Annotated in this window: 21 protein-coding genes, 1 tRNA gene and 2 pseudogenes; 9 read left to right on the top strand and 15 right to left on the bottom strand. The window is 72.7% G+C overall.

Going from position 1 to position 25,459, the window contains the following annotated elements:
* Nucleotides 1-38 precede the first annotated feature (38 nt).
* Nucleotides 39-695: an ANTAR domain-containing response regulator gene (locus A6P39_RS30710; protein WP_067042795.1), complete on the bottom strand. Its 657-nt coding sequence runs from the start codon at nt 693-695 to the stop codon at nt 39-41.
* Between the two features lie 100 nt (nt 696-795).
* Between A6P39_RS30710 and A6P39_RS30705 the strand changes: the two genes are divergently transcribed.
* Nucleotides 796-870, top strand: a tRNA-Leu gene (locus A6P39_RS30705).
* Between the two features lie 86 nt (nt 871-956).
* Here the strand turns inward: A6P39_RS30705 and pyk are convergent.
* The 8 genes and pseudogenes from pyk to A6P39_RS30665 form a co-directional block, all read right to left on the bottom strand.
* On the bottom strand, nt 957-2,393 hold the full coding sequence (gene pyk / locus A6P39_RS30700) for a pyruvate kinase (protein WP_067042792.1): 1,437 nt from the start codon (nt 2,391-2,393) through the stop codon (nt 957-959).
* 182 nt (nt 2,394-2,575) lie between these two features.
* Nucleotides 2,576-3,706, bottom strand: coding sequence for a GDSL-type esterase/lipase family protein (locus A6P39_RS30695; RefSeq protein WP_067042789.1), 1,131 nt, complete (start codon nt 3,704-3,706; stop codon nt 2,576-2,578).
* Between the two features lie 51 nt (nt 3,707-3,757).
* Complete coding sequence (locus A6P39_RS30690) at nt 3,758-5,170, bottom strand: lysine N(6)-hydroxylase/L-ornithine N(5)-oxygenase family protein (RefSeq protein WP_067042786.1); 1,413 nt, start codon at nt 5,168-5,170, stop codon at nt 3,758-3,760.
* Nucleotides 5,167-6,551 (bottom strand): annotated as a pseudogene (locus A6P39_RS30685) (pyridoxal phosphate-dependent decarboxylase family protein). The gene A6P39_RS30690 and the pseudogene A6P39_RS30685 overlap by 4 nt, the downstream one beginning before the upstream one ends.
* Nucleotides 6,552-6,717: 166 nt before the next feature.
* Nucleotides 6,718-7,548, bottom strand: a complete 831-nt coding sequence (locus A6P39_RS30680; RefSeq protein WP_067042780.1) for an NAD(P)H-binding protein — start codon at nt 7,546-7,548, stop codon at nt 6,718-6,720.
* 126 nt (nt 7,549-7,674) lie between these two features.
* Complete coding sequence (gene pepN, locus A6P39_RS30675; protein ID WP_067042996.1) at nt 7,675-10,185, bottom strand: aminopeptidase N; 2,511 nt, start codon at nt 10,183-10,185, stop codon at nt 7,675-7,677.
* Nucleotides 10,186-10,339: 154 nt separating this feature from the next.
* Nucleotides 10,340-10,690, bottom strand: a complete 351-nt coding sequence (locus tag A6P39_RS30670; RefSeq protein WP_079133252.1) for a chorismate mutase — start codon at nt 10,688-10,690, stop codon at nt 10,340-10,342.
* Nucleotides 10,691-10,741: 51 nt separating this feature from the next.
* Nucleotides 10,742-11,614: pseudogene (locus A6P39_RS30665) on the bottom strand (helix-turn-helix domain-containing protein); the annotation flags it as partial.
* Nucleotides 11,615-11,712: 98 nt separating this feature from the next.
* Here A6P39_RS30665 and A6P39_RS30660 point away from each other — a divergent pair.
* Both A6P39_RS30660 and A6P39_RS30655 read left to right on the top strand, forming a co-directional pair.
* Nucleotides 11,713-13,470 (top strand): glycoside hydrolase family 35 protein, encoded by a 1,758-nt coding sequence (locus A6P39_RS30660; protein ID WP_067042776.1) that lies wholly within the window; start codon nt 11,713-11,715, stop codon nt 13,468-13,470.
* A 58-nt stretch (nt 13,471-13,528) separates the two neighbouring features.
* Entirely contained in the window at nt 13,529-14,410 is an 882-nt protein-coding gene (locus A6P39_RS30655; protein ID WP_067042773.1) for a hypothetical protein, read from the top strand.
* Nucleotides 14,411-14,503: 93 nt separating this feature from the next.
* Here A6P39_RS30655 and A6P39_RS30650 read toward each other — a convergent pair whose 3' ends face one another.
* Together A6P39_RS30650 and A6P39_RS30645 are read right to left on the bottom strand one after the other, a co-directional pair.
* Nucleotides 14,504-15,409 (bottom strand): SDR family oxidoreductase, encoded by a 906-nt coding sequence (locus tag A6P39_RS30650; protein WP_067042770.1) that lies wholly within the window; start codon nt 15,407-15,409, stop codon nt 14,504-14,506.
* 1 nt (nt 15,410) lies between these two features.
* Nucleotides 15,411-16,148: an SDR family oxidoreductase gene (locus A6P39_RS30645; RefSeq protein ID WP_067042767.1), complete on the bottom strand. Its 738-nt coding sequence runs from the start codon at nt 16,146-16,148 to the stop codon at nt 15,411-15,413.
* 94 nt (nt 16,149-16,242) lie between these two features.
* Between A6P39_RS30645 and A6P39_RS30640 the strand changes: the two genes are divergently transcribed.
* The 4 genes from A6P39_RS30640 to A6P39_RS30625 are packed head-to-tail and all read left to right on the top strand — an operon-like array spanning nt 16,243 to nt 19,770.
* Nucleotides 16,243-17,076, top strand: a complete 834-nt coding sequence (locus A6P39_RS30640; RefSeq protein ID WP_067042764.1) for an enoyl-CoA hydratase family protein — start codon at nt 16,243-16,245, stop codon at nt 17,074-17,076.
* A complete protein-coding gene (locus tag A6P39_RS30635) occupies nt 17,077-17,928 on the top strand; it encodes a CoA transferase subunit A (protein ID WP_067042761.1) in 852 nt (283 codons plus the stop codon).
* Entirely contained in the window at nt 17,925-18,704 is a 780-nt protein-coding gene (locus A6P39_RS30630; protein ID WP_067042758.1) for a CoA-transferase subunit beta, read from the top strand. Before A6P39_RS30635 ends, A6P39_RS30630 begins: the two co-directional genes overlap by 4 nt.
* 7 nt (nt 18,705-18,711) lie before the next feature.
* Complete coding sequence (locus tag A6P39_RS30625; protein ID WP_067042755.1) at nt 18,712-19,770, top strand: NAD(P)H-dependent flavin oxidoreductase; 1,059 nt, start codon at nt 18,712-18,714, stop codon at nt 19,768-19,770.
* On the opposite strand, the gene A6P39_RS30620 is transcribed toward A6P39_RS30625, so the two are convergent.
* From A6P39_RS30620 to A6P39_RS30610, 3 genes are read right to left on the bottom strand one after another with little or no spacing between them, the layout of a single operon-like run.
* Entirely contained in the window at nt 19,754-20,911 is a 1,158-nt protein-coding gene (locus tag A6P39_RS30620; RefSeq protein ID WP_067042753.1) for an acetyl-CoA C-acetyltransferase, read from the bottom strand. The two genes, A6P39_RS30625 and A6P39_RS30620, sit on opposite strands and share 17 nt — an antisense overlap.
* 40 nt (nt 20,912-20,951) lie before the next feature.
* Nucleotides 20,952-21,563: a TetR/AcrR family transcriptional regulator gene (locus tag A6P39_RS30615; RefSeq protein ID WP_067042750.1), complete on the bottom strand. Its 612-nt coding sequence runs from the start codon at nt 21,561-21,563 to the stop codon at nt 20,952-20,954.
* A 30-nt stretch (nt 21,564-21,593) separates the two neighbouring features.
* The gene (locus A6P39_RS30610; RefSeq protein WP_067042746.1) at nt 21,594-22,379 is read right to left on the bottom strand and encodes an SDR family oxidoreductase; all 786 of its coding nucleotides are present in this window, start codon (nt 22,377-22,379) and stop codon (nt 21,594-21,596) included.
* A gap of 66 nt (nt 22,380-22,445) precedes the next feature.
* Here A6P39_RS30610 and A6P39_RS30605 point away from each other — a divergent pair, with 66 nt between their 5' ends.
* Together A6P39_RS30605 and A6P39_RS30600 are read left to right on the top strand one after the other, a co-directional pair.
* Nucleotides 22,446-23,585: an acyl-CoA dehydrogenase family protein gene (locus A6P39_RS30605; protein ID WP_067042744.1), complete on the top strand. Its 1,140-nt coding sequence runs from the start codon at nt 22,446-22,448 to the stop codon at nt 23,583-23,585.
* Nucleotides 23,585-24,610, top strand: coding sequence for an acyl-CoA dehydrogenase family protein (locus tag A6P39_RS30600; protein ID WP_067042741.1), 1,026 nt, complete (start codon nt 23,585-23,587; stop codon nt 24,608-24,610). The genes A6P39_RS30605 and A6P39_RS30600 overlap by 1 nt, the downstream gene beginning before the upstream one ends.
* Before the next feature lie 12 nt (nt 24,611-24,622).
* Here A6P39_RS30600 and A6P39_RS30595 read toward each other — a convergent pair whose 3' ends face one another.
* The gene (locus A6P39_RS30595) at nt 24,623-25,354 is read right to left on the bottom strand and encodes a vWA domain-containing protein (RefSeq protein WP_067042738.1); all 732 of its coding nucleotides are present in this window, start codon (nt 25,352-25,354) and stop codon (nt 24,623-24,625) included.
* Between the last annotated feature and the right edge of the window lie 105 nt (nt 25,355-25,459).

Raw genomic sequence — 25,459 nt, 5'->3', positions numbered from 1 at the left:
AGGGGGTTTCCCGCGCCCCTTGCGGGGCGCGGGAACGCTCAGCCCTTCTTGCCCGCCTTCTTCTCCTCGCTGTCCGCGATGACCGCCTCGGCGACCTGCTGCATCGACATGCGGCGGTCCATGGAGGTCTTCTGGATCCAGCGGAAGGCGGCCGGCTCGGTCAGGCCGTACTCGGTCTGGAGGATGGACTTCGCCCGGTCGACCAGCTTGCGGGTCTCCAGACGCTGGGTGAGGTCGGCGACCTCCTGCTCCAGCTGCTTCAGCTCGGTGAAGCGGGAGACGGCCATCTCGATGGCCGGGACGACGTCGCTCTTGCTGAACGGCTTCACCAGGTACGCCATGGCACCGGCGTCCCGGGCACGCTCCACGAGGTCGCGCTGGGAGAAGGCGGTGAGCATCAGGACCGGGGCGATGGACTCCTCGGCGATCTTCTCGGCCGCGGAGATGCCGTCCAGCTTGGGCATCTTCACGTCCAGGATGACCAGGTCCGGCTTGTGCTCGCGGGCCAGCTCGACGGCCTGCTCGCCGTCCCCGGCCTCGCCGACGACCGTGTACCCCTCTTCCTCCAGCATCTCTTTCAGGTCGAGCCGGATCAGGGCCTCGTCCTCGGCGATGACGACACGGGTCGTCAGCGGAGGCACGTGCGACTTGTCGTCGTCGGGCGCGTCTACGGGCTGGGGCGACTCGGCGGTCACGGGGGCTCCTCGTTCAGGGCAGGGGTACTGCTGACAAGAGCCTACCTAGCTACGGTATGGTGGACGCGCGGAGGGTCGGGGGAAACCTTGGATTCTGCGAGCCCCGGTAGCCCAATTGGCAGCAGGCAACGGATTCAAAACCCGTACAGTGTCGGTTCGAGTCCGACCCGGGGCACTTTTCCTTGTAATCCAAGGTCACCAAAGACACGCAAAAGAGAAGTATGCAAAAGGGGCCCCTCGCGCTGAGGGGCCCTGTTCTGATTACTTCGGGCTGTCGTCCTCGCCGATGTGGTGCACCCGGACCATGTTGGTCGAGCCGGAGACCCCGGGCGGGGAGCCGGCCGTGATCACCACGACGTCGCCCTTCTCGCAGCGGCCATACTTCAGCAGCAGCTCGTCCACCTGGTCGACCATGGCGTCGGTGGAGTCCACGTGCGGACCGAGGAAGGTCTCAGCACCCCAGGTGAGGCTGAGCTGGGAGCGGGTGGCCTGCTCCGGGGTGAAGGCGAGCAGCGGGATCGGCGAGCGGTAGCGGGAGAGCCGGCGGGCGGTGTCTCCCGACTGGGTGAAGGCCACCAGGAACCTGGCGCCGAGGAAGTCTCCCATCTCGGCGGCGGCCCGGGCGACCGCGCCGCCCTGGGTGCGGGGCTTGTTCCGCTCGGTCAGCGGGGGCAGGCCCGCGGCGAGCATGCCCTCCTCGGCCGCCTCGACGATCTTCGCCATGGTGCGCACGGTCTCGACCGGGTACTTGCCGACGCTGGTCTCGCCGGAGAGCATCACCGCGTCCGTGCCGTCGAGGACCGCGTTGGCCACGTCGGAGGCCTCGGCGCGGGTCGGGCGGGAGTTCTCGATCATCGAGTCCAGCATCTGGGTGGCGACGATGACCGGCTTGGCGTTGCGCCTGGCGAGCTTGACCGCGCGCTTCTGCACGATCGGCACCTGCTCCAGCGGCATCTCCACGCCCAGGTCGCCGCGCGCGACCATGATGCCGTCGAAGGCGGCCACGATGCCGTCCAGGTTCTCCACGGCCTGCGGCTTCTCGACCTTGGCGATCACCGGCAGGCGGCGGCCCTCCTCGGCCATGATGCGCCGCACGTCCTCCGCGTCCTTGCCGCTGCGCACGAAGGACAGGGCGATGACGTCGAAGCCGGTGCGCAGGGCCCAGCGCAGGTCGTCCTCGTCCTTCTCGGACAGGGCGGGGACGGAGACGGCCACACCTGGGAGGTTCAGGCCCTTGTGGTCGGAGATCATGCCGCCCTCGACCACCCGGGTGTGCACACGCGGGCCGTCGACGGCGGTGACCTCCAGACAGACCTTGCCGTCGTCCACGAGGACGCGCTCACCGGGGGTGACGTCGGCGGCGAGGCCGGCGTAGGTGGTGCCGCACCGGTGGCGGTCGCCCTCGACGCCCTCCTCGACGGTGATGGTGAACTCGTCACCGCGTTCAAGGAGTACGGGGCCTTCGCCGAAGTGGCCGAGCCGGATCTTCGGACCTTGAAGGTCGGCGAGAATGCCGACGCTGCGGCCGGTTTCATCGGCGGCCTTGCGCACCCGCCGGTAACGCTCCTCGTGTTCGGCATGAGTGCCGTGGCTGAGATTGAACCGGGCGACGTCCATTCCGGCGTCGACCAGTGCCTTGATCTGGTCGTACGAGTCGGTGGCGGGCCCCAGAGTACAGACGATCTTTGCTCGGCGCATACGTCGAGCCTAGGCCTTACCCGCCGGTAGAGAATCGGCCTCACATGACCACTCAACAACCTTTGAGTAAAGGGTTGTTGACAAGTGTTGAATTGTGCGGTCACTCGCTCCGATGAGCGAATTCCCCTCCCGGAAAGCCCGGCGGAACGAGACATGCGTGGTCAGGCCGGAATCTACGCGTGTCATCGGCTGATGGCCAGCAGTGACAGGTCGACGGCGTCGGCGATGGCCTTCGCGCCGGCGTCGTTGACGTGCAGGCCGTCGCCGCTGTTGAACTCCTCTCGGATCCGGCTGGGTTCGGCCGGATCCGCGACGGCCGCCGCGACGTCCACGATGCCGTCGAAGGGGTGCTCGCCGCTCAGCAGCCAGGCGTTCACCGCGCTCCGTACGGCCTGCCCGGACTCGCTGTCGTAGCCGTCGTAGACCGTGCCGCGGTACGGGCCGATGGTGGAGCCGACGACGGTCAGTCCGGCGGCGTGCAGCCGGTCGGCGAGAGCCGTGAGCCCGGCGATGAACGCATCGGCCGTGGGCGGCTCTCCGGGCTCGGGGAAGGCGATGTGGCCGGGCAGACCGAGGTCGTTGAGGCCGATGTGGATCAGGACGTGGCTGACGCCCGGCACCGCGAGGACGTCCCGGTCGACGCGGGCGAGGAGGCGTTCGCCGATCTCGTCGGTGAGCAGGCGGTTGCCGGAGATGCCCTGGTTGACGATCCAGCCGCGGTCCAGACGGCGGCCGAGCTGGGCGGGGAAACTGTTGTCGAGGCCCGGCGTGGTGGCCGCGCCCTCGATCCAGGAGTCCCCGAAGGCGACCGTGATCCGGGTGTCCTCGGGCGCGCGGACGTCGGCTCCGATCCCGAAGTGGCCGGTGGGCACCTCCTCGGCGTCCCGCAGGGTCGCCGCGGTCAGCTGGTCGCCGGGGGCCGCGTGGCCGATGTCGTACGGCACCGCGGAGAAGGTGGTCAGGCCGGTGTCACCCGGCAGGTAGAGGCTCACCGTGAGCACCTGGCCCGCGGTGACGGGCCGCTCGACCGGGTCGGAGATCAGTTCGCCGCCGGCGGGGACGATGACGTGGGCGGCGCCGTCGAAGGTGAGCGGGGTGCCGGCCTCGTCGGTGCGCAGGTGCGCGCCGCCGATCTCCAGGGGCTCCTTGCCATATCGGTTGCTGAGGGTGATCCGTACCGCCTCACCCCCGCCGGCCAGCCGCAGGGTCTGCCGTACGGTCTGATCGGCGAAACCCCGGCTCGGGAACAGGGCGAAGGCCTCGTGGGGGTCGATGACGGCGGTGCGGTGGGCGGCGATCCAAGTCGTGGTCATGGAATGCGCCAACACTGCCGACGGCGCGGTTCTTCCGGCCTTGCACGCTTCTCACCGTCCGTCGGCGAGAGGCGTCAGCTGCCGGGGAGCCTGGCGGGCCGGCCGAACCAGGGGCAGGGCGTCCTGAAGTCCGAAGGTGGTGAAGGCGGTCCGGGCGGGCAGCGGGTAAGGGCTCTTCCCCGTGAGCGAGTTGAGGATGGTGGCGCTGCGCCAGGCGGCGAGGCCGAGGTCGGGGGCGCCGACGCCATGAGTGTGCAGCTCAGCGTTCTGGACGTAGACCGAGCCGATGACCGAGGGGTCGAGGACGAGCCGGAACTCCTCGTCGATGCGCGGGCGTTCGCTGCTGTCGCGGCGCATGTAGGGGTCGAGCCCGGCGAGGATGCGGTCGAGCGGGCGCTCGCGGTAGCCGGTGGCGAGGACGACGGCGCTGGTGGTGAGCCGGGAGCGGCTGCCCTGCTGGAGGTGCTCCAGGTGCAGTTCGACCTTGGTGGTGGCGATCCGGCCGGCCGTGCGGACCCGGACGCCGGGGGTGAGGACGGCGTCGGGCCAGCCGCCGAGAGCGCGCCGGTACAGCTCGTCGTGGATGGCGGCCAGGGTGCCCGCGTCGATGCCCTTGTGCAGCTGCCACTGGGCGGCGGTCAGCCGGTCGCGGACGGGCTCGGCGAGGGCGTGGAAATAGCGCGTGTAGTCGGGGGTGAAGTGCTCCAGGCCGAGCTTGGAGTACTCCATCGGCGAGAACGCCTCGCTGCGGCCGATCCAGTGCAGCCTCTCGCGGCCTTCCGGGCGGTGGCGGAGCAGGTCGAGGAAGACCTCGGCGCCGGACTGCCCGGAGCCCACGACCGTGACGTGCTCGGCGGCGAGCAGGCTGTCGCGGTGGTCGAGATAGTCGGCGGCGTGGATGACGGGCACGCCGGGCGCGTCCACCAGGGGCCTGAGCGGGTCGGGGACATGGGGGGCGGTGCCGACGCCGAGGACGATGTTGCGGGTGTGGGTACGGCCCAGGGCCTGGACCTCGCCGTCGGCGTCGAGCTGGGTGAAGTCGACCTCGAACACGTCCTGTTCGGGGTTCCAGCGCACCGAGTCGACCTGGTGGTGGAAGTGCAGCCCGGGCAGGCTCTGGGCGACCCAGCGGCAGTAGGCGTCGTACTCGGCGCGCTGGATGTGGAAGCGCTCGGCGAAGTAGAAGGGGAAGAGCCGCTCGCGGGTCCTCAGGTAGTTCGGGAAGCTCCAGGGGCTGGTCGGATCGGCGAGGGTCACCAGGTCGGCGAGGAAGGGCACCTGGATGGTGGCGCCCTTGATGAGCAGGCCGGGGTGCCAGTCGAAACCGGGGCGCTGTTCGTAGAAGACGGCGTCGAGTTCGGCGAGCGGGTCGGCGAGGGCGGCCAGGGAGAGGTTGCACGGTCCGATGCCGATACCGACCAGGTCGCGGGGGGACGCGGACTCGTGCTGCGCGGGGTTGGTCATACGGGGGTGCCTTCTTCTGCGAGTTTCAGCAGCCGGGCCAGGTCGTCCGGCCGGATGTGGGGGTTCAGGAGGGTGGCCTTGAGCCAGAGCCGGCCGTCGGGCCGGGCCCGCCCGAGGACGGCCCGGCCCTCGTGCAGCAGCCGGCGGCGTACGGCGGCCACGGCGTCGTCGCCGGCGCCCGCGGGCCGGAACAGCACCGTGCTGATCACGGGCCGGTCGTACAGCTCGAAACCGGGATGCCCGTCGACCAGGGCGGCGAACTCGCGCGCGTGGGCGCAGACCCGGTCGACCAGGGCGCCGAGTCCGGTGCGGCCCAGGGTCTTCAGGGTGACGGCGATCTTGAGGATGTCGGGGCGGCGCGTGGTGCGCAGGGAGCGGCCGAGCAGGTCGGGGAATCCGGCCTCGGTGTCGTCGTCGGCGTTCAGGTAGTCGGCGCCGTGGTGGAGTACGGCGAGTTCGGCGGGGCGGGCGACGGCGAGGAGGCCGGCGGCGACCGGCTGCCAGCCGAGCTTGTGCAGGTCGAGGGTGACGGTGTGGGCGGCCTCGAGTCCGGCGAGCCGCTCGCGGTGGCGGTCGCTGAACAGCAGGCCTCCGCCGTAGGCGGCGTCGATGTGCAGCCGGGCGCCGTGGGCGGCGCACAGGCCCGCGATCTCGGGCAGCGGGTCGATGAGGCCGGCGTCGGTGGTGCCGGCGGTGGCGGCGACGAGCAGCGGACCGGGGAGCGTGGTGAGGGCCTCGTCCAGGACGGCCGGGTCGAGGATGCCGCTCGGGGCGGGGACGACGACCGGGTCGGGCAGGCCGAGCAGCCAGGCGGCGCGCGTCAGCGAGTGGTGGGCGTTCGCCCCGCAGACCAGCCGGACGCCGGCGCCGCGGGTCTCGCGGGCGAGCAGCAGGGCGAGTTGGTTGGACTCGGTGCCACCGGTGGTGACCAGGGCGTCGGCGAGACCGGCGGCGTGGGCGAGCGCGCGGGTGACCGCGGCCTCCAGGGCGGAGGCGGCCGGGGCCTGGTCCCAGGAGTCCAGGGACGGGTTGAGGACGCTCACCGCGAGGTCGGCGGCGGCGGCCACGGCGAGCGGCGGGCAGTGCAGATGGGCCGCGCAGAGCGGGTCCGCGGGGTCTGCGGCGCCCTCGGCGAGGGCGTGCACGAGGGCGCGCAGGGCGTCCGGGTCGCCGTGGTCGGGCAGGACGTCGCCCAGTACGTCGGCGACGCGCGCGGCGATCGACCCGGGGCCCCGGCGGGCGGCGGCCCGCCGCGCGCCCGGCCGCCGGCCGCGAGCGCGTCGAGGACGGTGTCGAGCAGGGGGGCGAGGGCCCCGGCGGCGCGGGGGCCGCCGGGGCCCGAGGCGAGGGGCGGGACGGGCAGCGGGTCGGCACCGCGCATCGGCTGTCCTCCGCTCATGGGCTGCCCTTCGGGCGTGTCCGGCACCGGTGTGCTTCCGGCTTATGGGTGGACATCCAGCTTGTACGGGAAGCAGCCCGTGTGTCCCGAAAGACCGACGATCAGAACCCGAAAGTGGGTACTGCCGTGCGGGGAAAATGCGTTGGGATTATGCCTGTCCGCCGAAGTCCCCGACGTGGTCGCGGGCCCACTCGGCGAAGGTGCGGGCCGGGGCACCGGTCAGCTTGCCCACCGTGTCGGTGATCTCCGGGGGCACGCCGACGGTGTCCGCGAAGGTCTGCAGCAGCCGCTGGAGCATCTGTGGCGGCAGGTCCGGGAACAGCTCCGGGGCCACCTCGCGCGGGTCCCCCTCCACGAAGGCCAGCTCCCGGCCCACGGCCGCCCCGATGGCCGCGACCTGCTCGGCGTTGCTGGTCGCCGCGGGTCCGGTCAGCCGATGGACGGCGCCCTCGTGGCCGGCGTCGAGCAGGGCCCGTTCGGCGACGGCCGCGATGTCGTCCTCGTGGATGGGTGCGGACAGACCGTCCGGGTAGATGCCGCGGACGGTGTTCCCGGCGCGGATCTGCGGGGCCCACGCGAGGGCGTTGGTGGCGAAGGCGCCTGGGCGCAGGAAGGTCCAGGCGAGCCCGCTGTCGCGGATCTGCCGTTCCGCGGTGGCGTGCATGACGTGGATGGGGTGGGTCTCGTCGGCGCCCTCCTGGATGATGCTGCTGGAGAGCAGGACGACATGCCGCACCCCGTGCGTGCGGGCCGCCTCCAGCAGCGCGGGCGTGGTGGCCTGGGCGTACAGGTAGAGGGCGCTCGCCCCGTCGAACAGGGCGGCCGGGTCGTCCGGCTGGAACCGCACCACCTCGGCGCCCTCGGGCAGTACGGCCCGCTGCGGGTCACGGGTCAGCGCCCGCACGGGCCGTCCCGCGGCGAGGAGACGGTCGACTAGGGCACGGCCGACGTTGCCGGTCGCGCCGGTCACTACGATCACGATGCCGCCTTTCGAAGACTCGGTCGAACACTCGTGACCGAGCCTAGGAAGGGGGCCTGCGCGCCGCATCGTCGGCAAGCAGCATCCGCGTCCTACGTCGCCCGCCCTAGTCCTGCGTCTTGCGTCCTACGCCTCCCGCACCTCCTCGGGCGCGTCCTGCCCGCCGCGCACGCGCAGGGCCCGGGACAGGTCGTCCAGGCGGTCGGCGAGGGCGCGGCGCAGGGCCGGGGTCGGGTCGGCCTCGCGCAGACAGGCCTCGCCGAGCCGCAGGTTCTCCGGGTCGACGGCGTGGGCCGGGAAGGCCGAGCGGCCGGCGGCGCGCGCGATGGCGGGGCCGCGGCGGGCGCTGACGGCGACCGCGTCCGGGTAGAAGCGCGGCACGTAGTGCCGTACCAGATCGGCCTGTTCGGGCTGCCAGAAGCCCTGCGCGGTGGCCGTGAAGAGGTAGTTGGACAGGTCGTCGCCGGTGAACATCGCGTCCCAGGCCGCCCGCTTGGCCTCGGGGTCGGGCAGGGCGGCGCGGCAGCGGGCGGCGCCCTCCTGGCCGGTGGCGCTGACGTCGCGCTCCAGCTCGGCGGCGATGGCGGCCTCGTCCGTCGCGCCGAGCACGGCGAGCCGGGCGAGTATGCGCCAGCGCAGCTCGGGGTCGAGTTCCGGCCCGCCGGGCACCGTGCCGTCGGCGAGCCAGGCGGCGATGGTGTCGGGGTGGGCGGCGGCCCCGATCAGGTGGCGTACGGCGATCAGGCGCAGGCCGGGCTGGTCGCCGTCCTCGGTACGGCGCAGCAGGTCGCGGCAGAGGGAGGTGAGCGTCGACAGGGCGGCCGTGCGGCCCTGCGGTGTCAGGTACTGGTCGGCGAGCTGGCCGGAGGCGAAGCCGAGGACGCCCTGGGCGATGGCCAGGTCGGTCTCGCGCGGGAGATGGGCGCGGGCCGTCTCCAGGTAGGCGGCGGGCGGCAGTTCGCCGTCGCGTACGGCGTCCCGCAGGGCGTTCCAGACGACCGCGCGGGTGAGCGGGTCGGGCAGCCTGGACAGTTTGGTGTGCACCGCCTCGAAGGACCCGGCGTCGAAGCGGACCTTGGCGTAGGTGAGGTCGCCGTCGTTGAGCAGGAGCAGCGCGGGGCGCTTGCCGATGGGCTGCGGGCCGGTCTGCGGGACGTCGAGGCCGAGGCGCTCGCGGAGCACGAGACGGCCCTCGTCGGCGACGTCGTGGTCGTACAGGCCGATGGTGAGGCGGTGCGGGCGGCTGCCCGCGCGGTCGACGGTCAGGGTGCAGGCGCCGTCGGCGGCGGCGATCTTGGGCGTGAGGGTGTCGACACCGGTAGTGCCCAGCCAGCTGTGCGCCCAGGCGTGCACGTCCCGTTCGGTGGCCGAGGCGAGGGAGTCGAGGAAGTCGGCGAGGGTGGCGTTGCCGAACCTGTGCCGGGCGAAGTGGGCGTTGATGCCCGCGAGGAAGTCCTTCTCGCCGAGCCAGGCGGCCAGCTGGCGCAGTGCGGAGGCGCCCTTGGCGTAGGTGATGCCGTCCATGTTGAGCAGGGCGACGGCCGTGTCCGCGATGGATTCGGGGGCGATCGGGTGGGTGGTGGGCCGCTGGTCCGCGTCGTAGCCCCAGGCCTTGCGGTCGACGCCGAACTCGACCCAGGGATCGGTGAAGCGGGTCGCCTCGAGGAGGGTCTGGTAGCCCATGTACTCGGCGAAGGACTCGTTCAGCCAGATGTCGTCCCACCACTTGAGGGTGACGAGGTCGCCGAACCACATGTGGGCCATCTCGTGCGCGATGACCAGGGCGCGCTCCTGGCGCTCGGCCTCGGTGACGGCGGACCGGAAGACGTACTCGTCGCGGAAGGTGACCAGGCCCGGGTTCTCCATGGCGCCCGCGTTGAACTCGGGGACGAACGCCTGGTCGTAGGAGTCGAAGGGGTACGGCTCCTCGAACTTCTCGTGGTAGCGGTCGAAGCACGCGCGCGTGACGTCGAGGATCTCCTCGGCGTCCGCCTCGAGGTGCGGCGCGAGGGAGCGGCGGCAGTGGATGCCGAAGGGCAGTCCGCGGTGCTCGGTGCGCACGGAGTACCAGGGGCCGGCGGCCACGGCGACGAGGTACGTGGAGATCAGCGGGGTGGGCGCGGCCTGCCAGACGCCGTCGGCGCGCTGCTCGGTGACGCCGTTGGCGAGGACGGTCCAGTCCTCGGGCGCCCTGACGCGGACCTCGAAGACGGCCTTCAGGTCGGGCTGGTCGAAGGCGGCGAAGACACGCTGGACGTCGTCGAGGAACATCTGCGTGTAGACGTAGGTTTCGCCGTCGCCGGGGTCGGTGAAGCGGTGCATGCCCTCGCCGGTGCGGGAGTAGCGCATGGCGGCGTCCACGCGCAGCTCGTGCTCGCCCGCGGTGAGGTTCCGCAGGGCGAGCCGGCCGTCGTCGAGCGACTCCGGGTCGAGCGGCTGTCCGTCGAGCGTGACCGCGCGCAGTTCGGCGGGCTTCAGCTCGACGAACGTGTCCCCGGCCGAACGCGCGGTGAAGCGGATCTCGGTACGGGAGTCGAAGGTCTCGTCCCCGGTGGTGAGGTCCAGTTCGACCGTGTAGCGGTGGACGTCGAGGAGCTGTGCTCGGAGCTGCGCTTCGTCGCGCGTGAGTACGGACATGCAGGCCATGCTGCCCGATCGCACTGACAGCGCACAGGGGGTGGACGGTTTCACGGCTTATGTCCGGATCTTTGATCCGGCGCGCGCCCGCTTCCCCGTCGCCCCGTCCGCTCCCCAGGTCTCTGCTGACCGATCGGTTACTGATCGGGACGCATCAAGCGTCCGAGGTTCCGTCGCCGGTCAGAGCCTCGTCCGCGATCCGTTCATGGTGCCTGATGACTTCGGCGATGATGAAGTTCAGGAACTTCTCGGCGAAGGCCGGGTCGAGCTTGGCGTTCTCGGCGAGGCGGCGCAGCCGCTCGATCTGGCGTGCCTCGCGGGCCGGGTCGGCGGGCGGCAGCTGGTGCACCGCCTTGAGCCGGCCGACCTGCTGGGTGGCCTTGAAACGCTCGGCGAGCAGATGGACGACGGCCGCGTCGATGTTGTCGATGCTCTCGCGCAGCCGCTCCAGTTCCTGGCGGACCTGGGGCTCCATGTCACCGGTGCCGGTATTGCTGGTGGTCATGGCCGTCAACCCTATGCGGTCGGCGGGCCACGTCCACGGGGTGTCCGGAGAGTGGATCACCGGGGGATCGTCGGGGTCCGGGACCCGGTCGCTCCAGCCGCCGGGGACGCTGCGGCCCTGCTGGGCGCGGAAGCGGACCGGGGCGAGGCCCACACGGCGCGTGAACAGCCGGGAGAAGTAGGCGGGGTCGTCGTAGCCGACCCGGCGGGCGACGGCCGCGACGGGCAGCTCGGTGGCGGCGAGGAGTTCCTTGGCGCGGGCCAGACGGATGCCGAGCAGATAGTCCTTGGGGCTGCATCCGGCGGCCCGGCGGACGGCGCTGCGCAGTTCGGCGGGGGTCATGCCGTGCACGCGCGCGTGGTCGGCGACGCTCATCGGGGCGCAGGCGTCCCGGGCGAGGGCCTCGAGCACATGGTCGCCGTCCGGGGCGAGGTCGGCGCGGGCCCGGCGCAGGGCGACCAGCAGCTCGTGCACGGCGGCGCCGGTCTCCACCTCCAGCAGCGGGTTGCCCCGGCGGGCGGCGCGGACGATGCGGGCGATCACCGCGCGGGGTCCGGAGGCGTCGGAGAGCGGGACGACGGGCCGCTCGGGTTCGATGTAGCCGAGTTCGGCGTAGGTGGCGGCGGCGGGCCCGGCGAAGTCGACGAAGCCCTCGTCCCAGCCGGTGTCCGCGTCGGGCGCGTAGTGGTGGGGCACTCCGGGGGTGAGCCAGAGCAGCGCGGGCGCGGTGACGGCCGTACGGCGGCCGTCGGCGCCCCGGTACCAGCCGCCGCCCGAGCTGATCACGACGGCCACGTGGTGGTCGAGGACGCGCGGGCCGACCGTGGGCAGCGCGCCGTGCTGGAGGCCGACGCCGAGGCAGACCAGGCCGAGGCGGTGGTGGACGGGATGGGGGCTGAAGAACCGCATCCAGGTCTGGTACATCGGCACTCCTCCCGGCGCCGTCGCCCGCCGACTTTTGTCCAAGCAACGCCGATCTTCGTCCATGGCACTGATCACCGGAAGGGGCGAGGCTGGGCCGCATGAGCGAGTTCACGGTGGGGGAATCCGACTTCCTGCTGGACGGGCGGCAGGTGCGCCTGCTGTCCGGGGCGCTGCACTACTTCCGGGTGCACGAGGCGCAGTGGCGGCACCGGCTGGCGATGCTGCGGGCGATGGGCCTGAACTGCGTGGAGACGTACGTCCCGTGGAATCTGCACCAGCCGCGCCCCGGCGCCGCCCGGGACGTGCAGGCCGTCGGCCGGTTCCTGGACGCGGTCCGGGAGGCGGGCCTGTGGGCGATCGTGCGGCCGGGTCCCTACATCTGCGCCGAGTGGGAGAACGGCGGTCTGCCGGCGTGGCTGACGCACGAGCTGGGCACGCGCGCGCGTACCCGCGACGAACGCTACCTGGGTCATGTGCGCGCCTGGTTCCACCACCTGCTGCAGGAGATCGTGCCCCGGCAGATCGACCGCGGCGGGCCGGTGCTCATGGTGCAGGTCGAGAACGAGTACGGCAGCTACGGCAGTGACACCGGCTATCTGACGGAGCTGGCCGGTGTGCTGCGTGCCGGGGGGATCACGGTCCCGCTGTTCACCTCGGACGGGCCCGAGGACCACATGCTGACCGGCGGTTCGCTGCCCGGGGTGCTCGCCACGGTGAACTTCGGCTCCCGCGCGCGCGTGGCCTTCGAGACGCTGCGCCGGCACCGCCGCAAGGGCCCGCTGATGTGCATGGAGTTCTGGTGCGGCTGGTTCGACCACTGGGCCGGCGAGCACGTCGTACGGGACGCCGGTGAAGCCGCGGGGACGCTGCGCGAGATCCTGGAGTCCGGGGCGTCGGTGAATCTGTACATGGCGCACGGCGGCACGAGTTTCGGGGGCTGGGCGGGCGCCAACCGGGCCGGCGGCGCCCTGCACGAGGGTCCGCTGGAGCCGGACGTGACCTCGTACGACTACGACGCGCCCGTGGACGAACAGGGCCGCCCCACGGAGAAGTTCCGGCGCTTTCGCGAGGTCCTTTCCGAGTACCACCGGGGGCCGCTGCCCGAACCGCCGCCGCGGCCCGCCGTGTTGGGCGCCCCGGCCGAGGCGGCGCTCACCGGCTGGGCGCCCCTGGGCGACGTACTGGCGGCGTTGGGCGGCGAGGAGACCGTGACGCCGGTGCCGCCCGCCTTCGAGGAGCTGGGGGTCACCCGGGGGCTGGTGCGCTACGAGGTGGAGGTGCCGGGGCCGCGGCAGCCGTATCCGCTGCGCGTGCGCGGGCTGCGCGATCTGGCGGTGGTGTACGTCGACGGCGTACGGGCCGGGGTGCTCACCGAGGAGGAGCCGGAGCTGACGGAGCCCGTCGCGGGCCCCGCGCGCGTGGAGCTGTGGGTGGAGTCCCTGGGGCGGGTCAACTACGGGCCGCGCCTCGGCGAGACGAAGGGCGTCACCGGTGGCGTCCTGCACGAGCGGCAGTATCTGCACGGGGTACGCGCGCGTGGGCTGGATCTGGACGCCTTCGACGCCGGCGTGGACGCGGTGCCCTTCGGCGCGCCGCCCCGGCAGGACGCCCCGGGGCTGTACCGGGGCACGCTCACCGTGCTCGGGGCCGGGGACGCCCGGCTCGAGCTGCCCGGCTGGACCCGCGGCTTCGTCTGGATCAACGGATTCGGCCTGGGCCGCTACTGGACGGCGGGCCCCCAGCGGTCCCTGTACGTCCCCGGCCCGGTGCTGCGGGAGGGCGGGAACGAGCTGTGGGTGCTGGAACTGGAGGAGACCGGCCCGCACCGGCCGGCGCCCCGCCTGCTGCCCGTGTGACCGGCGGCCCCGCGCGCCTACAGTGGAGAGGAGTTCCGGCGTCATTGGGGGTGCGAACGTGGCGAACGGCGGACCCGTCGAGCACGGCTTCCCGCACCTGGACACGGTGCGGGACGCGGTCAACGCGCTGTACAGGCGTCTGTCCCGCGACACGGTGCAGACGTTCTCGACCAGCCTGGCCCCCGCCGACGTGGCCTTCTGCGACACCGACGACCTCCACCTGGGCGCGCAGCGCGTGGCCCGCGAGATCGTGCGGCACTTCCGGCTGCCGGACGCGCGGCTGATCGTCGGCTTCCGGGAGATGAGCCACGCGGCGAACGTCGAACTAGCGGCGGGCCCCGAGTACTTCGTCGAACTGAACGACCGTTTCCGCACCCATCGCCGGGACATCGGCGCGGCGCTCGCGCACGAGGTGGCGCACGTCTATCTGCACCGTCTGGACCTCGCCTTCCCCACCACGGCGGAGAACGAGATCCTCACGGACACGGTGACGGCCTACCTGGGCGCGGGCTGGCTGCTGCTGGACGCCTACCGGGAGGACAGCGTCTCCTCCCAGAAGCTCGGCTATCTCACCCCCGAGGAATTCGGCTACGTCCTGGCCAAGCGGGCGCTGCTCTTCCAGGAGGACCCGTCCGTGTGGTTCACCAGCCCGCAGGCCTACACCGCCTACGCCAAGGGCATGGCCCGGGCCCGCCGGGACGAGCAGCAGCCGCCGCTGACCGGCGCGGGCTGGGCGGGCCGGCGCCGCTACGCCCACGACCGCCGGCACGCGTCCGCCGTCCTGCCGGGAGCACCCTACGCCTTCACCCCCGACCCCGCCGGCCACCTCCGTGTCACCTTCCCCTGCCCCACCTGCCACCAGCGGATCCGGGTGCCGGTGCGGGGGCGCGTCCGGGCGCGGTGCGGGCTGTGCCGCACGGTGCTGGAGTGCGACACCTAGGGGGTGTGTTCGGATCGTCCCGGCGTCGCGGCCCGGCTCGCCGGCTGAACTCCCGTACCACCAGGCCCTGTCCGGTGAGCACGGTCGGCACACCTAGGCCCCGTAGACCGCGCCCGGCGGCTCCGCGGCCGTCAGCAGTTCACGTGCCGTCTCCCCCGCCTCGGCCGGAGTCCGGCGCGCCCCCTTGTCGGCGGTGGGGCCGGGCCGCCAGCCCTCCATGACGGTGATCCGCCCGCCCTCCGCCTCGAACACCCGGCCCGTCACGCCCGCGCTCGCGGCCGAGCCCAGCCAGACCACGAGCGGGGAGACGTTCTCCGGCGCCATGGCGTCGAAGCCGGTGGCCGGGGCCGCCATCGTCTCGGCGAAGGCACGTTCGGTCATGCGGGTGCGGGCGGCGGGCGCGACGGCGTTGACCTGGACGCCGTAACGGGCCAGCTCGGCCGCCGCGACCAGGGTCAGCCCCACGATCCCGGCCTTGGCGGCGCTGTAGTTGCCCTGTCCCACCGAGCCCAGCAGACCGGCCCCGCTGCTGGTGTGGACGACCCGAGCCACCGGCGTGCGCCCGGCCTTGGCCTCGGCCCGCCAGTGCGCGGCGGCGTGCTTCAGGGGCAGGAAGTGCCCCTTGAGGTGGACGCGGATCACGGCGTCCCAGTCGTCCTCGTCGAGATTGACCAGCATGCGGTCGCGCAGGAACCCGGCGTTGCTGACGAGCGAGTCGAGCCGGCCGTACGTCTCCACGGCCGCCCGGATCAGGGACGCGGCGCCCTCGGCCGTGGCGATGTCCCCGCCGTGTGCGACCGCCTCGCCGCCGGCGGCCCGGATCTGCGCGACGACGGTTTCGGCCGGGTTCCTGGCGTCGGGGGCTCCGTCCAGCCCCACGCCCAGGTCGTTGACGACGACCCGGGCGCCCTCGGCCGCGAAGGCGAGGGCATGGGCACGGCCGAGCCCGCGGCCGGCGCCGGTGACGACGACGACCCGGCCGTCGCAGAGTGCGCTCATCTCACTTCTCCCGGTTGGCTGTCGCGGCGTCGAGGAAGGCGGGCCGCTCCCCGCCGCCGTGCACGTGCAGGCTCGCCCCGCTGATGTAGGAGGCCGCGTCGGAGGCCAGGAAGACGGCCGCGGCGCCGATGTCGGCGGGGGCCGCGAGCCGGCCGAGCGGGACGGTGCGGGAGACGGCGGCGACGCCGTCCGGACCGCCGTAGTGCAGGTGGGACAGTTCGGTGCGGACCATGCCGACCACGAGGGTGTTGACGCGGACCTCGGGCGCCCACTCCACGGCCATGGAGGCGGCCAGACTGGCCAGGCCCGCCTTGGCGGCCCCGTACGCGGCCGAGCCGGGCGAGGGTCGGGCGCCACTGACGCTGCCGACCATCACGACGCAGCCCCGGCTGCGCCGCAGGTGCTCGTACGCGGCGAGGGACGCGGTCAGCGGGGTGATCAGGTTCAGCTCGACGACCTTGGCGTGCCGTTCGGCGTCGGCGCCGGCGAGCAGCCGGTACGGCGTGCCGCCGGCGTTGTTGACGAGCACGTCGAGCCGGGGCAGCGCGGCGAAGAAGTCCCGTACGGCGGGCGGGTCACGCAGGTCGAGTGAGGCGAACTCCACGCCGTCGAGGGGGTGTTCGGGCGGCCGTCGGGCACAGGCCAGGACACGGGCCCCGGCCTCGGCGAACGCCCGGGCGATCCCCGCTCCGACGCCCCGGGTGCCGCCGGTGACGACCACGGTGGTGTCGCGCGGCAAGTTATCCACAGGCCCTCCCGCTTGTCTGCGCCGACTGCTAGCTTCGAAGCCTCACACCTAACAAATGTTTGGTGGAAAGGTAGCTGATGCGCCCATGGGTGTCTCCCGTTCGTCCCCGGAAAAAGGGATTTCCGTCATCACCGTTGACTTTCCACCGGTGAACGCGCTCCCGGTTCGCGGCTGGTCCGACCTGGCCGACGCGGTGCGTGAGTCCGGCCGCGACACCGGCGTCCGGTGCGTCGTGCTGGCCGCCGAGGGCCGCGGGTTCAACGCGGGCGTGGACATCAAGGAGATACAGGCGGCCGGGCAGGGCGCCCTGATCGGCGCCAACCACGGCTGCGCGGAGGCCTTCGCGGCGGTGTACGAGTGCGCGGTCCCCGTCGTCGCGGCGGTACAGGGCTTCTGCCTGGGCGGCGGGATAGGCCTGGTGGGCAACGCGGACGCGATCGTGGCGAGCGAGGACGCCGTCTTCGGCCTGCCCGAGCTGGACCGGGGCGCGCTGGGCGCCGCGACCCATCTGGCCCGGCTGGTCCCCCAGCACCTGATGCGCGCCCTCTACTACACGGGACGCACGGCGAGCGCCGCCGAACTGCACCGCCACGGCTCGGTGTGGCGGGTGGTGCCGCGTGCGGAACTGAGAGACGCGGCACTGGAGCTGGCGCACGAGATCGCCGTGAAGGACGGCCGGCTGCTGCGCATGGCGAAGGCCGCGATCAACGGCATCGACCCCATCGACGTGCGCCGCAGCTACCGCTTCGAGCAGGGCTTCACCTTCGAGGCCAACCTCAGCGGACTGGCGGACCGGGTCCGCGACACGTTCGGGAAGTACGACACGTCCGGGAAGGACGACACGTCCGGGAAGGACGACACGTCCGGGAAGGACGACACGTCCGGGAAGGACGACACCTCGGGCAAGGAGGGGGCGTAGATGGGCGGCAAGACGATGACCGCCGACGAGGTGGCCTCCCGGCTGCGGAGCGGCATGACCCTCGGCATCGGCGGCTGGGGTTCGAGGCGCAAGCCGATGGCGCTGGTCAGAGCCCTGCTGCAGACGGGCATCACGGACCTGACGGTCGTGTCGTACGGCGGCCCGGACGTCGGGATGCTGGCCGCGGCCGGCCGGATCCGCAAGCTGGTCACCGCCTTCGTCACCCTCGACTCGATCCCGCTGGAGCCGCACTACCGGTCGGCGCGCGAGCGGGCCGCGTTCGAGCTGACGGAGGTCGACGAGGGGATGTTCCTGTCGGGCCTGCGCGCGGCGGCGCACCGGCTGCCGTTCCTGCCGGTCCGGGCGGGCCTCGGCTCCGACGTCATGCGGATCAACCCCGGCCTGAGAACGGTCACTTCGCCGTACGAGGACGCGGAGACCCTCGTGGCGATGCCGGCCCTGCGGCTGGACGCGGCCCTGGTCCACGTGAACCGCGCCGACCGGCTGGGCAACGGGCAGTGCCTGGGCCCGGACCCGTACTTCGACGACCTGTTCTGCGCGGCGGCGGACGCTGCCTACGTCTCCTGCGAGCGGATCGTGGACACGGCCGAGCTGACGAAGGAGGCTCCCGCGCAGTCACTCCTGCTCAAACGCCTCGCGGTGACCGGTGTGGTGGAGGCCCCGAACGGCGCGCACTTCACCTCCTGCGCCCCGGACTACGGCAGGGAGGAGGCGTTCCAGCGGCTCTACGCGTCCACGCCCTGGCCAGAGTTCGCCGGCAGGTTCCTGGGCGGGGGCGAGGAGGCCTATCGGTCGGCGGTGCGGGAGTGGCGGAAGGAGCAGGCGGGATGAGCACACCGGAGAAGGCGGTCACGCGGGCCCCTCTTCCCCCGCCCACCCGCGCCGAGTACTGCGTGATCGCCTGTGCCGACGCCTGGCGCGGGGCCGGGGAGATCCTGGCGAGCCCGATGGGTCTGATCCCCTCGCTGGGTGCGCGGCTGGCCCGGCTCACCTTCGCGCCGGACCTGCTGCTGACCGACGGTGAGGCGCTGCTCATCGGCCCGGACGGTACGCCCGAGGGCTGGCTGCCCTACCGGCAGCACCTGGAGCTGGTGGCGGGCGGACGCCGGCACGTGATGATGGGCGCCAGCCAGATCGACCGGTTCGGCAACCAGAACATCTCCTGCATCGGCGACTGGGCGCACCCCCGCCGCCAGCTGCTCGGGATGCGCGGTGCACCGCTCAACACGCTCAACAACCCGACGAGTTACTGGATCCCGAGACACTCCCGGCGGGTGTTCGTGGAGCGGGTGGACGTGGTGTGCGGGGTGGGGTACGACCGGGCGGCCGGGCTGGGGAGCACGGCCCGCTTCCACCACCTCGCCCGGGTGGTCTCCGACCTCGGCGTCTTCGACTTCGCGACCCCGGACCACTCGATGCGGCCGGCCTCGCTGCATCCCGGGGTGAGCGCGGAGCAGGTGCGGGAGGCGACGGGCTTCGCGCTCGCCGTACCGGACGGGGTGCCCCGCACCCGGGACCCCGATCCGGCGGAGCTGCGGCTGATCCGTGAGGTGCTGGACCCGGACGGGGCACGGGACCGTGAAGTGCCCGGGGCGGCGAGGAGGTGAGGGCGTGATGGAGACGGCGCTGACCCGGCTGGTCGGCACGCGGCAGCCGATCGTGCAGACGGGGATGGGCTGGGTGGCCGGCCCACGGCTGGTCTCGGCGGCGGCGAACGCGGGGGCGCTCGGCATCCTGGCCTCCGCGACGATGACACCGGACCGGCTGCGCGAGGCGATACGGGAGGTGCGTTCGCGCACCGACGCGCCGTTCGGAGTGAACCTGCGCGCCGACGCGGGCGACGCGGCCGACCGGGTGGAGATCATGCTGGCGGAGGGCGTCCGCGTGGCCAGCTTCGCGCTTGCCCCCTCGCCCGGGCTGATCGCCCGGCTCAAGGAGGAGGGTGTGGTCGTCATCCCGTCCGTCGGGGCGCGCAGACATGCCGAGAAGGTGGCCGCGTGGGGCGCGGACGCGGTGATCGTGCAGGGCGGCGAGGGCGGCGGGCACACCGGCGAGGTGGCGACGAGCGTGCTGCTGCCGCAGGTGGTGGACGCGGTGGACATACCGGTGGTGGCGGCGGGCGGGTTCTTCGACGGGCGCGGTCTGGTGACGGCGCTGGCGTTCGGGGCGGCCGGAGTGGCGATGGGCACGCGGTTCCTGCTCACTTCCGACTCGACCGTGCCGGACGCGGTGAAGGCCCGGTATCTGGCCGCGACGGTCCGGGATGTCACAGTCACCCGGGCGGTGGACGGCCTGCCGCACCGGATGCTGCGCACGGACCTGGTCGACGCGCTGGAGCGGTCGGGCCGGATCCGGGTCCTGGCCCACGCGGTGCGGAAGGCGGCCGGATTCCGGCGGCTGTCGGGGCTCAGCTGGCGGGCGATGGTCCGGGACGGCCTGGCCATGAAGCGCGGAAAGGAGCTGACCTGGAGCCAGGTGCTGCTGGCGGCGAACACGCCGATGCTGCTGAAGTCCGCGATGGTGGACGGTCGTACGGATCTCGGGGTGATGGCGTCCGGACAGGTCGCCGGGGTGATCGACGACCTGCCGTCGTGCGCGGAGCTGGTGGAACGGATCGTGAAGGAGGCGGAGGAGGTGCTGACCCACCTGGCGGGACTCAGAGACGCTCGATGATCGTCACGTTGGCCTGACCGCCGCCCTCGCACATCGTCTGGAGGCCGTAGCGGCCGCCGGTGCGCTCCAGTTCGTGCAGGAGGGTCGTCATCAGGCGGACGCCGGTCGCGCCCAGGGGGTGGCCGAGGGCGATCGCGCCACCGTTGACGTTGACCTTGCCGGGGTCGGCGCCGGTCTCCTTCAGCCAGGCCAGGACGACCGGCGCGAAGGCCTCGTTGATCTCCACGAGGTCGATGGCATCGATGGTCAGGCCGGTCTTCCTCAGGGCGTGTGCGGTGGCCGGGATGGGCGCGGAGAGCATGCGGATGGGGTCCTCGCCGCGCACGGAGAGGTGGTGGACGCGGGCGCGGGGGCGCAGTCCGTGGTCGCGTACGGCCCGCTCCGAGGCGAGCAGCATGGCCGCGGCGCCGTCGGAGACCTGGGAGGAGCAGGCGGCGGTGATGGTGCCGCCGTCGAGGACGGGTTTCAGCGTGGCCATCTTCTCCAGCGAGGTGTCGCGGCGGGGGCCCTCGTCGACGGCGGCCTCGCCGCAGGGGACGGTCTCGCGCTCGAAACGGCCGGTGTCGAGGGCCCGCAGGGCACGCCGGTGCGAGCGCAGGGCGAACTCCTCCTGGTCCTCCCGGCTGATGCCCCACTTGGCGGCGATCATCTCGGCGCCGGCGAACTGGTTGACGGGCTGGTCGCCGTAGCGGGCGCGCCAGCCGATGCTGCCGAGGAAGGGTCCGTCGGTCAGGCCGAGGGGGGCGGCAGCCTGCCGGGAGGCGAAGGCGATGGGGATCTGGGACATGTTCTGCACACCGCCGGCGATCACCAGGTCCTGGGTGCCGGAGAGCACGGCCTGCGCCGCGAAGTGCACGGCCTGCTGGGAGGAGCCGCACTGCCGGTCGACGGTCACGCCCGGCACCTCCTCGGGCAGGCCCGCGGCCAGCCAGCAGGTGCGGGCGATGTCCCCGGCCTGCGGCCCGACCGCGTCCAGGCAGCCGAAGACCACGTCCTCCACGGCGGCCGGGTCGATCCCGGCCCGCTGCACCAGCGCGGTCAGCACATGCGCGCCCAGGTCGGCCGGGTGGACCGCGCTGAGCCCTCCCCCGCGCCGCCCGACGGGCGTGCGGACCGCTTCGACGACATAGGCCTCGGCCATGGCAACTCCCTCACAGGAAAGGGGCGTTATGCGTACGGTGTCACTCGCGTACGGCGATCCCGTCCAGCACCATCGACAGGTACTGGCGGGCGATCTCCTCGGGGCTGTGCTGTCCGCCGGGCCGGTACCAGGAGGCGGCGACCCAGACGGTGTCGCGGACGAACCGGTAGGTGAGGCGGACGTCCAGGTCGGCGCGGAAGACATGCTCGGCGACCCCGCGCTCCAGCGTGGACAGCCAGGCCTTCTCGAAGCGGCGCTGGGACTCGGCGAGAAACGCGAACCGGTCCTGGGCGACGAGCTGCCGGCTCTCCTTCTGGTAGATCGCGACGGCCGCGCGGTGCCGGTCGATCTCCCGGAAGGACTCGGTCACCAGCGCCTCCAGCGTCTCGCGGGGCCCGAGCCCGGAGGCCAGGACGGTGTCGTAGCCGTCCCACAGCTCGTCGAGGAAGGTCCGCAGGATCTCCTCGAGCATCGACTCCTTGGAGTCGAAGTGGTAGTAGAGGCTGCCCGCGAGCATCCCGGCGTGGTCGGCGATCTTGCGGACGGTGGTGGCGTTGTAGCCGTGCTCGGCGAAGACCTCGGCGGCGGTGGTCAGGAGTTCGCCGCGCCGGGCCGCTGCCGGGGTCACCTGGGGCTTCTTCTTGGTCGGCACGGATCCATTCTGGTCCCCGGCCAGGCCGGCCTAGGCATGCTGGCTGCTGACGGCGACGACCTCGCCGGTCATGTACGAGGAGTAGCCGGACGCCAGGAACACGATCACGTTGGCCACTTCCCAGGGCTCGGCGTACCGCCCGAAGGCCTCCCGCTCGGTCAGCTGCTCCAGCAGTTCGGCCGAGGTGACCTTCACCAGATGCGGATGCATGGCGAGGCTGGGGGCCACCGCGTTGACCCGGACGCCGTAGGCGGCGGCCTCGACCGCCGCGCACCGGGTCAGCGCCATCACCCCGGCCTTGGCGGCGGCGTAGTGCGCCTGCCCGGCCTGGGCGCGCCAGCCGACGACGGAGGCGTTGTTGACGATCACCCCGCCGCCGGTCTCCCGCATGGCCCGCAGGGCGGCGCGGGTGCAGCGGAAGGTGCCGTTCAGGGTGACGTCGAGGACGCGGGACCACTGTTCGTCGGTCATGTCGACGAGGTGCGAAGTGCCGCCCAGTCCCGCGTTGTTGACGACGATGTCGATCCTGCCGTGCTCCCGGACGGCCGTCTCGAACAGGGTGTGCACCTGTGCCTCGTCGGTCACGTCGCACGGCACCGCCGCCACCCGGCCCGGGAACTTGCGGCCCAGTTCCGCCTCGTGCTCCTTGAGCCGGCGCGTGTGCGCGTCGCTGATCAGCACGCGCGCGCCCTCCTCCAGGAAGCGGTGCGCCGTCGCTCCGCCGATGCCGGCGCCGGCCGCCGCGGTGATGACGGCGGTGCGGCCCCTGAGCAGTCCGTGCCCGGTGACGTAGGCCGGGCTCTCGACGCCTGTCATAGGGCCACGCTAACCTACCAAACACTTGTTAGGGAAGGCCAACGGAAGAAGGGGGCGGCGGCGACCGTGGACCTGACCCACTCCGAAGCCGACGAGGAGTTCCGCGCCGAGGCCCGCGCCTGGCTCGAGGCGCATGTGCCGCGCACGCCGCTGCCGTCTCTGGAAACGGCGGAGGGCTTCGCGGCCCACCGCGCGTGGGAGGCCGAACTGGCCGCGGACCGCTGGTCGGTGGTCTCCTGGCCGCAGCGGTACGGCGGCCGGGACGCCGGTCTGCTGCGCTGGCTGGTCTTCGAGGAGGAGTACTGGGCGGCGGGCGCGCCGGGCCGGGTCGGGCAGAACGGCGTCAGCCTGCTCGCGCCGACGCTCTTCGACCACGGCACGCAGGAGCAGCGCGCGCGTGTACTGCCCCCGATGGCGACCGGCGAGGTGGTCTGGGCGCAGGCCTGGTCCGAGCCGGAGGCGGGCTCCGACCTGGCCTCGCTCACCTCCCGGGCGGTCAGGACGGACGGCGGCTGGCTGCTCAGCGGCCAGAAGACCTGGTCCTCGCGGGCGGCCTTCGCCGACCGGGCCTTCGGCCTGTTCCGCAGCGATCCCGGGGCGCCGAAACCGCACCAGGGGCTCACGTACCTGATGTTCGACCTGCGGGCCCCCGGTGTCACCGTCCGCCCGATCGGGCGCCTGGACGGCAGACCGGCCTTCGCGGAGCTGTTCCTGGACGACGTGTTCGTGCCGGACGAGGACGTGCTCGGCGAGCCCGGCCAGGGCTGGCGGATCGCGATGTCCACGGCCGGCAACGAACGCGGGCTCACCCTGCGTTCACCGGGCCGCTTCCTCGCCTCGGCGCACCGGCTCGCCGGGCTGTGGCGGGAGCGCGGCTGCCCGGACCACGCACGCGCCCGCGTGGCCGACGCCCTCATCGACGCCCGCGCCTACCAGCTGTTCACCTACGCGGCCGCCTCCCGCTTCCTGGAGGGCGAGCGGCTCGGCCCCGAGTCCAGCATGAACAAGGTGTTCTGGTCCGAGCTGGACCTCGCGCTGCACGAGACGGCACTCGATCTGCTGGGCGAGGAGGGCGAGTTGACGGACTCGCTCTGGTCCGAGGGGTATGTGTTCGCGCTGGCCGGGCCGATCTACGCGGGCACCAACGAGATCCAGCGGGACATCGTCGCCGAGCGGCTGCTCGGCCTGCCGAAGGGACGCCGCTGATGCGCTTCCTGCCCGATGCCGAGCAGCGCGCCTTCGCGGGCTCGCTGCACGCGATGCTGTCGGCCGCGGACACCCCGGCGGTGATCCGGGACTGGAGCGACGGCGACCGCGTGAGCGGACGCGCGCTGTGGGCGCGGATCGCCGGGGCGGGGGTGTTCGGCCTGGCGGTGCCCGAGGAGTGCGGCGGGCTCGGCCGGCATCCGGTGGAACTGGCGCTCGCCTTCGAGGAGCTGGGGCGCCACGCGGTGCCGGGTCCGCTGGTGGAGACGGTGGTCGCGGCCGTCCTGCTCGGCGCGCCCCCCGCGGCGGTGCCCCGGAACGCGGTGCCCGGGCCGGCCGGCCGGTTCCTGCCGGGACTCCTGGCGGGGACGGACCTCGTGACGGTCGCGGGGCCCGCACTCGACAGCGATGCGGCGCTCCTCGCGCTCGACGCCGACGCGGCCTCCCTGCGCCTCGCGCTCGCCCCCGACGGACTCCGCCTGGCCCGCGCCGCAGGGACGGCGCGCCCGTCCCTGGACCCCGCCCGCCGCCTGACCCCCCTCACCCCGGACGGCGAACTCCTCACTCCCCACGCCCCGTACGGCCTCGCCCTCACCTGGGCCCGCCTGGCCACCGCCGCCCAGGCGCTCGGTGTCGGGCTCGCGCTCCTCGACCGCACGGTCGTATACGTCCGCCGGCGCACCCAGTTCGGTGTCCCCGTCGGCTCCTTCCAGGCGGTCAAGCACCGCCTCGCCGACGCCAGGACCGCGCTGGAGTTCGCGCGCCCGCTGGTCCTCGGCGCGGCGGTGTCGCTCCGGCCCGCGGACGTGGCCGCCGCCAAGCTCAAGGCGTGCGAGGCGGCGTACCGCACGGCCCGTACGGCGCTGCAGCTGCACGGCGCGATCGGCTACACCGCGGAGTACGACCTGTCGCTGTGGCTGACCAAGGCCCTTGCCCTGCGGACCGCGTGGGGCACGCCCGAACAGTGCCGGGAGGTGTTTCTGGAGGACGCGCTCAAGACGTCGGCGCCCTCGGACTCGCCCTGACCGGCGGCCGGTTCAGGCGGCGGTCGGCCGTACGATCCCGGCGGCGCGGGCGGCGGCGAGCCACTGGGTGAACTCGCCGACGAGCCGGTCGTACAGCTCGGTGTCGGATATGCACCGGGGGTCCTCACCTGCGTGGAAGAAGCCGGCGTTGTCCACGATCCGCTTGCCGGGCACGGCCAGCTCGTCCAGTTTGCGCAGGAAGTCGAACTGCCGGCTGTCCGGGTCGCCGAAGCCGACGAACTGCCAGAACAGCGGGAGTTTCGCCGCCTTGCACAGATAGCGCTCGGCGGCGGGCCTGCTGACCGGGCCGCCGTCGGTCTGGAAGACGACCAGGGCGGGGGCGGTGGCGCCGCTGTCGAGGTAGTGGTCGATGACGGCGTCCATCGCCAGGTGGTAGCTGGTCCTGCCCATGTGTCCGAGCCCGGCCACGATCCGCTCGACGCTGCCCGCATGGCTGTCGAGGGCGATGTCGGTGACCGCGTCGACGTCTGTCGAGAAGAACACCGCCGGCACCCGCCCGTCGTCGTCCAGGTGCGCGGACAGGCCCAGCACCCGGTCGGCGAGCGTCTGCACACTGCCGTCCTCGTAGTACGGCTTCATCGAGCCGGAGTGGTCCACCACGAGGTAGACGGCGGCGCGCACCTCCTCCAGCCCGTGCCTGCGCAGAGACGCCCCGGCGCTCTTGTACAGGCTGACCAGCGCGGGCGCGGTCTCCTCCACCTTGCGCAGACTGATCGCGGCCATGCTTCCCCCTCGGCTGTGCGGACATGCAACGACGCCTGCCCTGCGTCCGGTCGGGGACAGTCGGGCAGGCGTCGTCAGTGTTCCGTACGCCGTTGTACGGGACGT

It is taken from the genome of Streptomyces sp. FXJ1.172, from assembly GCF_001636945.3.
Classification (GTDB): domain Bacteria; phylum Actinomycetota; class Actinomycetes; order Streptomycetales; family Streptomycetaceae; genus Streptomyces.
This window is presented reverse-complemented; position numbering and strand designations above follow the sequence as displayed.

Excerpts from the sequence above, each read along its gene's own strand:
- pyk (WP_067042792.1), bottom strand. The coding sequence starts at position 2,393 with ATGCGCCGAGCAAAGATCGTCTGTACTCTGGGGCCCGCCACCGACTCG.
- A6P39_RS30695 (WP_067042789.1), bottom strand. The coding sequence starts at position 3,706 with ATGACCACGACTTGGATCGCCGCCCACCGCACCGCCGTCATCGACCCC.
- A6P39_RS30690 (WP_067042786.1), bottom strand. The coding sequence starts at position 5,170 with ATGACCAACCCCGCGCAGCACGAGTCCGCGTCCCCCCGCGACCTGGTC.
- pepN (WP_067042996.1), bottom strand. The coding sequence starts at position 10,185 with ATGTCCGTACTCACGCGCGACGAAGCGCAGCTCCGAGCACAGCTCCTC.
- A6P39_RS30670 (WP_079133252.1), bottom strand. The coding sequence starts at position 10,690 with ATGACCACCAGCAATACCGGCACCGGTGACATGGAGCCCCAGGTCCGC.
- A6P39_RS30660 (WP_067042776.1), top strand. The coding sequence starts at position 11,713 with ATGAGCGAGTTCACGGTGGGGGAATCCGACTTCCTGCTGGACGGGCGG.
- A6P39_RS30650 (WP_067042770.1), bottom strand. The coding sequence starts at position 15,409 with ATGAGCGCACTCTGCGACGGCCGGGTCGTCGTCGTCACCGGCGCCGGC.
- A6P39_RS30640 (WP_067042764.1), top strand. The coding sequence starts at position 16,243 with ATGGGTGTCTCCCGTTCGTCCCCGGAAAAAGGGATTTCCGTCATCACC.
- A6P39_RS30635 (WP_067042761.1), top strand. The coding sequence starts at position 17,077 with ATGGGCGGCAAGACGATGACCGCCGACGAGGTGGCCTCCCGGCTGCGG.
- A6P39_RS30630 (WP_067042758.1), top strand. The coding sequence starts at position 17,925 with ATGAGCACACCGGAGAAGGCGGTCACGCGGGCCCCTCTTCCCCCGCCC.
- A6P39_RS30625 (WP_067042755.1), top strand. The coding sequence starts at position 18,712 with ATGGAGACGGCGCTGACCCGGCTGGTCGGCACGCGGCAGCCGATCGTG.
- A6P39_RS30620 (WP_067042753.1), bottom strand. The coding sequence starts at position 20,911 with ATGGCCGAGGCCTATGTCGTCGAAGCGGTCCGCACGCCCGTCGGGCGG.
- A6P39_RS30610 (WP_067042746.1), bottom strand. The coding sequence starts at position 22,379 with ATGACAGGCGTCGAGAGCCCGGCCTACGTCACCGGGCACGGACTGCTC.
- A6P39_RS30600 (WP_067042741.1), top strand. The coding sequence starts at position 23,585 with ATGCGCTTCCTGCCCGATGCCGAGCAGCGCGCCTTCGCGGGCTCGCTG.
- A6P39_RS30595 (WP_067042738.1), bottom strand. The coding sequence starts at position 25,354 with ATGGCCGCGATCAGTCTGCGCAAGGTGGAGGAGACCGCGCCCGCGCTG.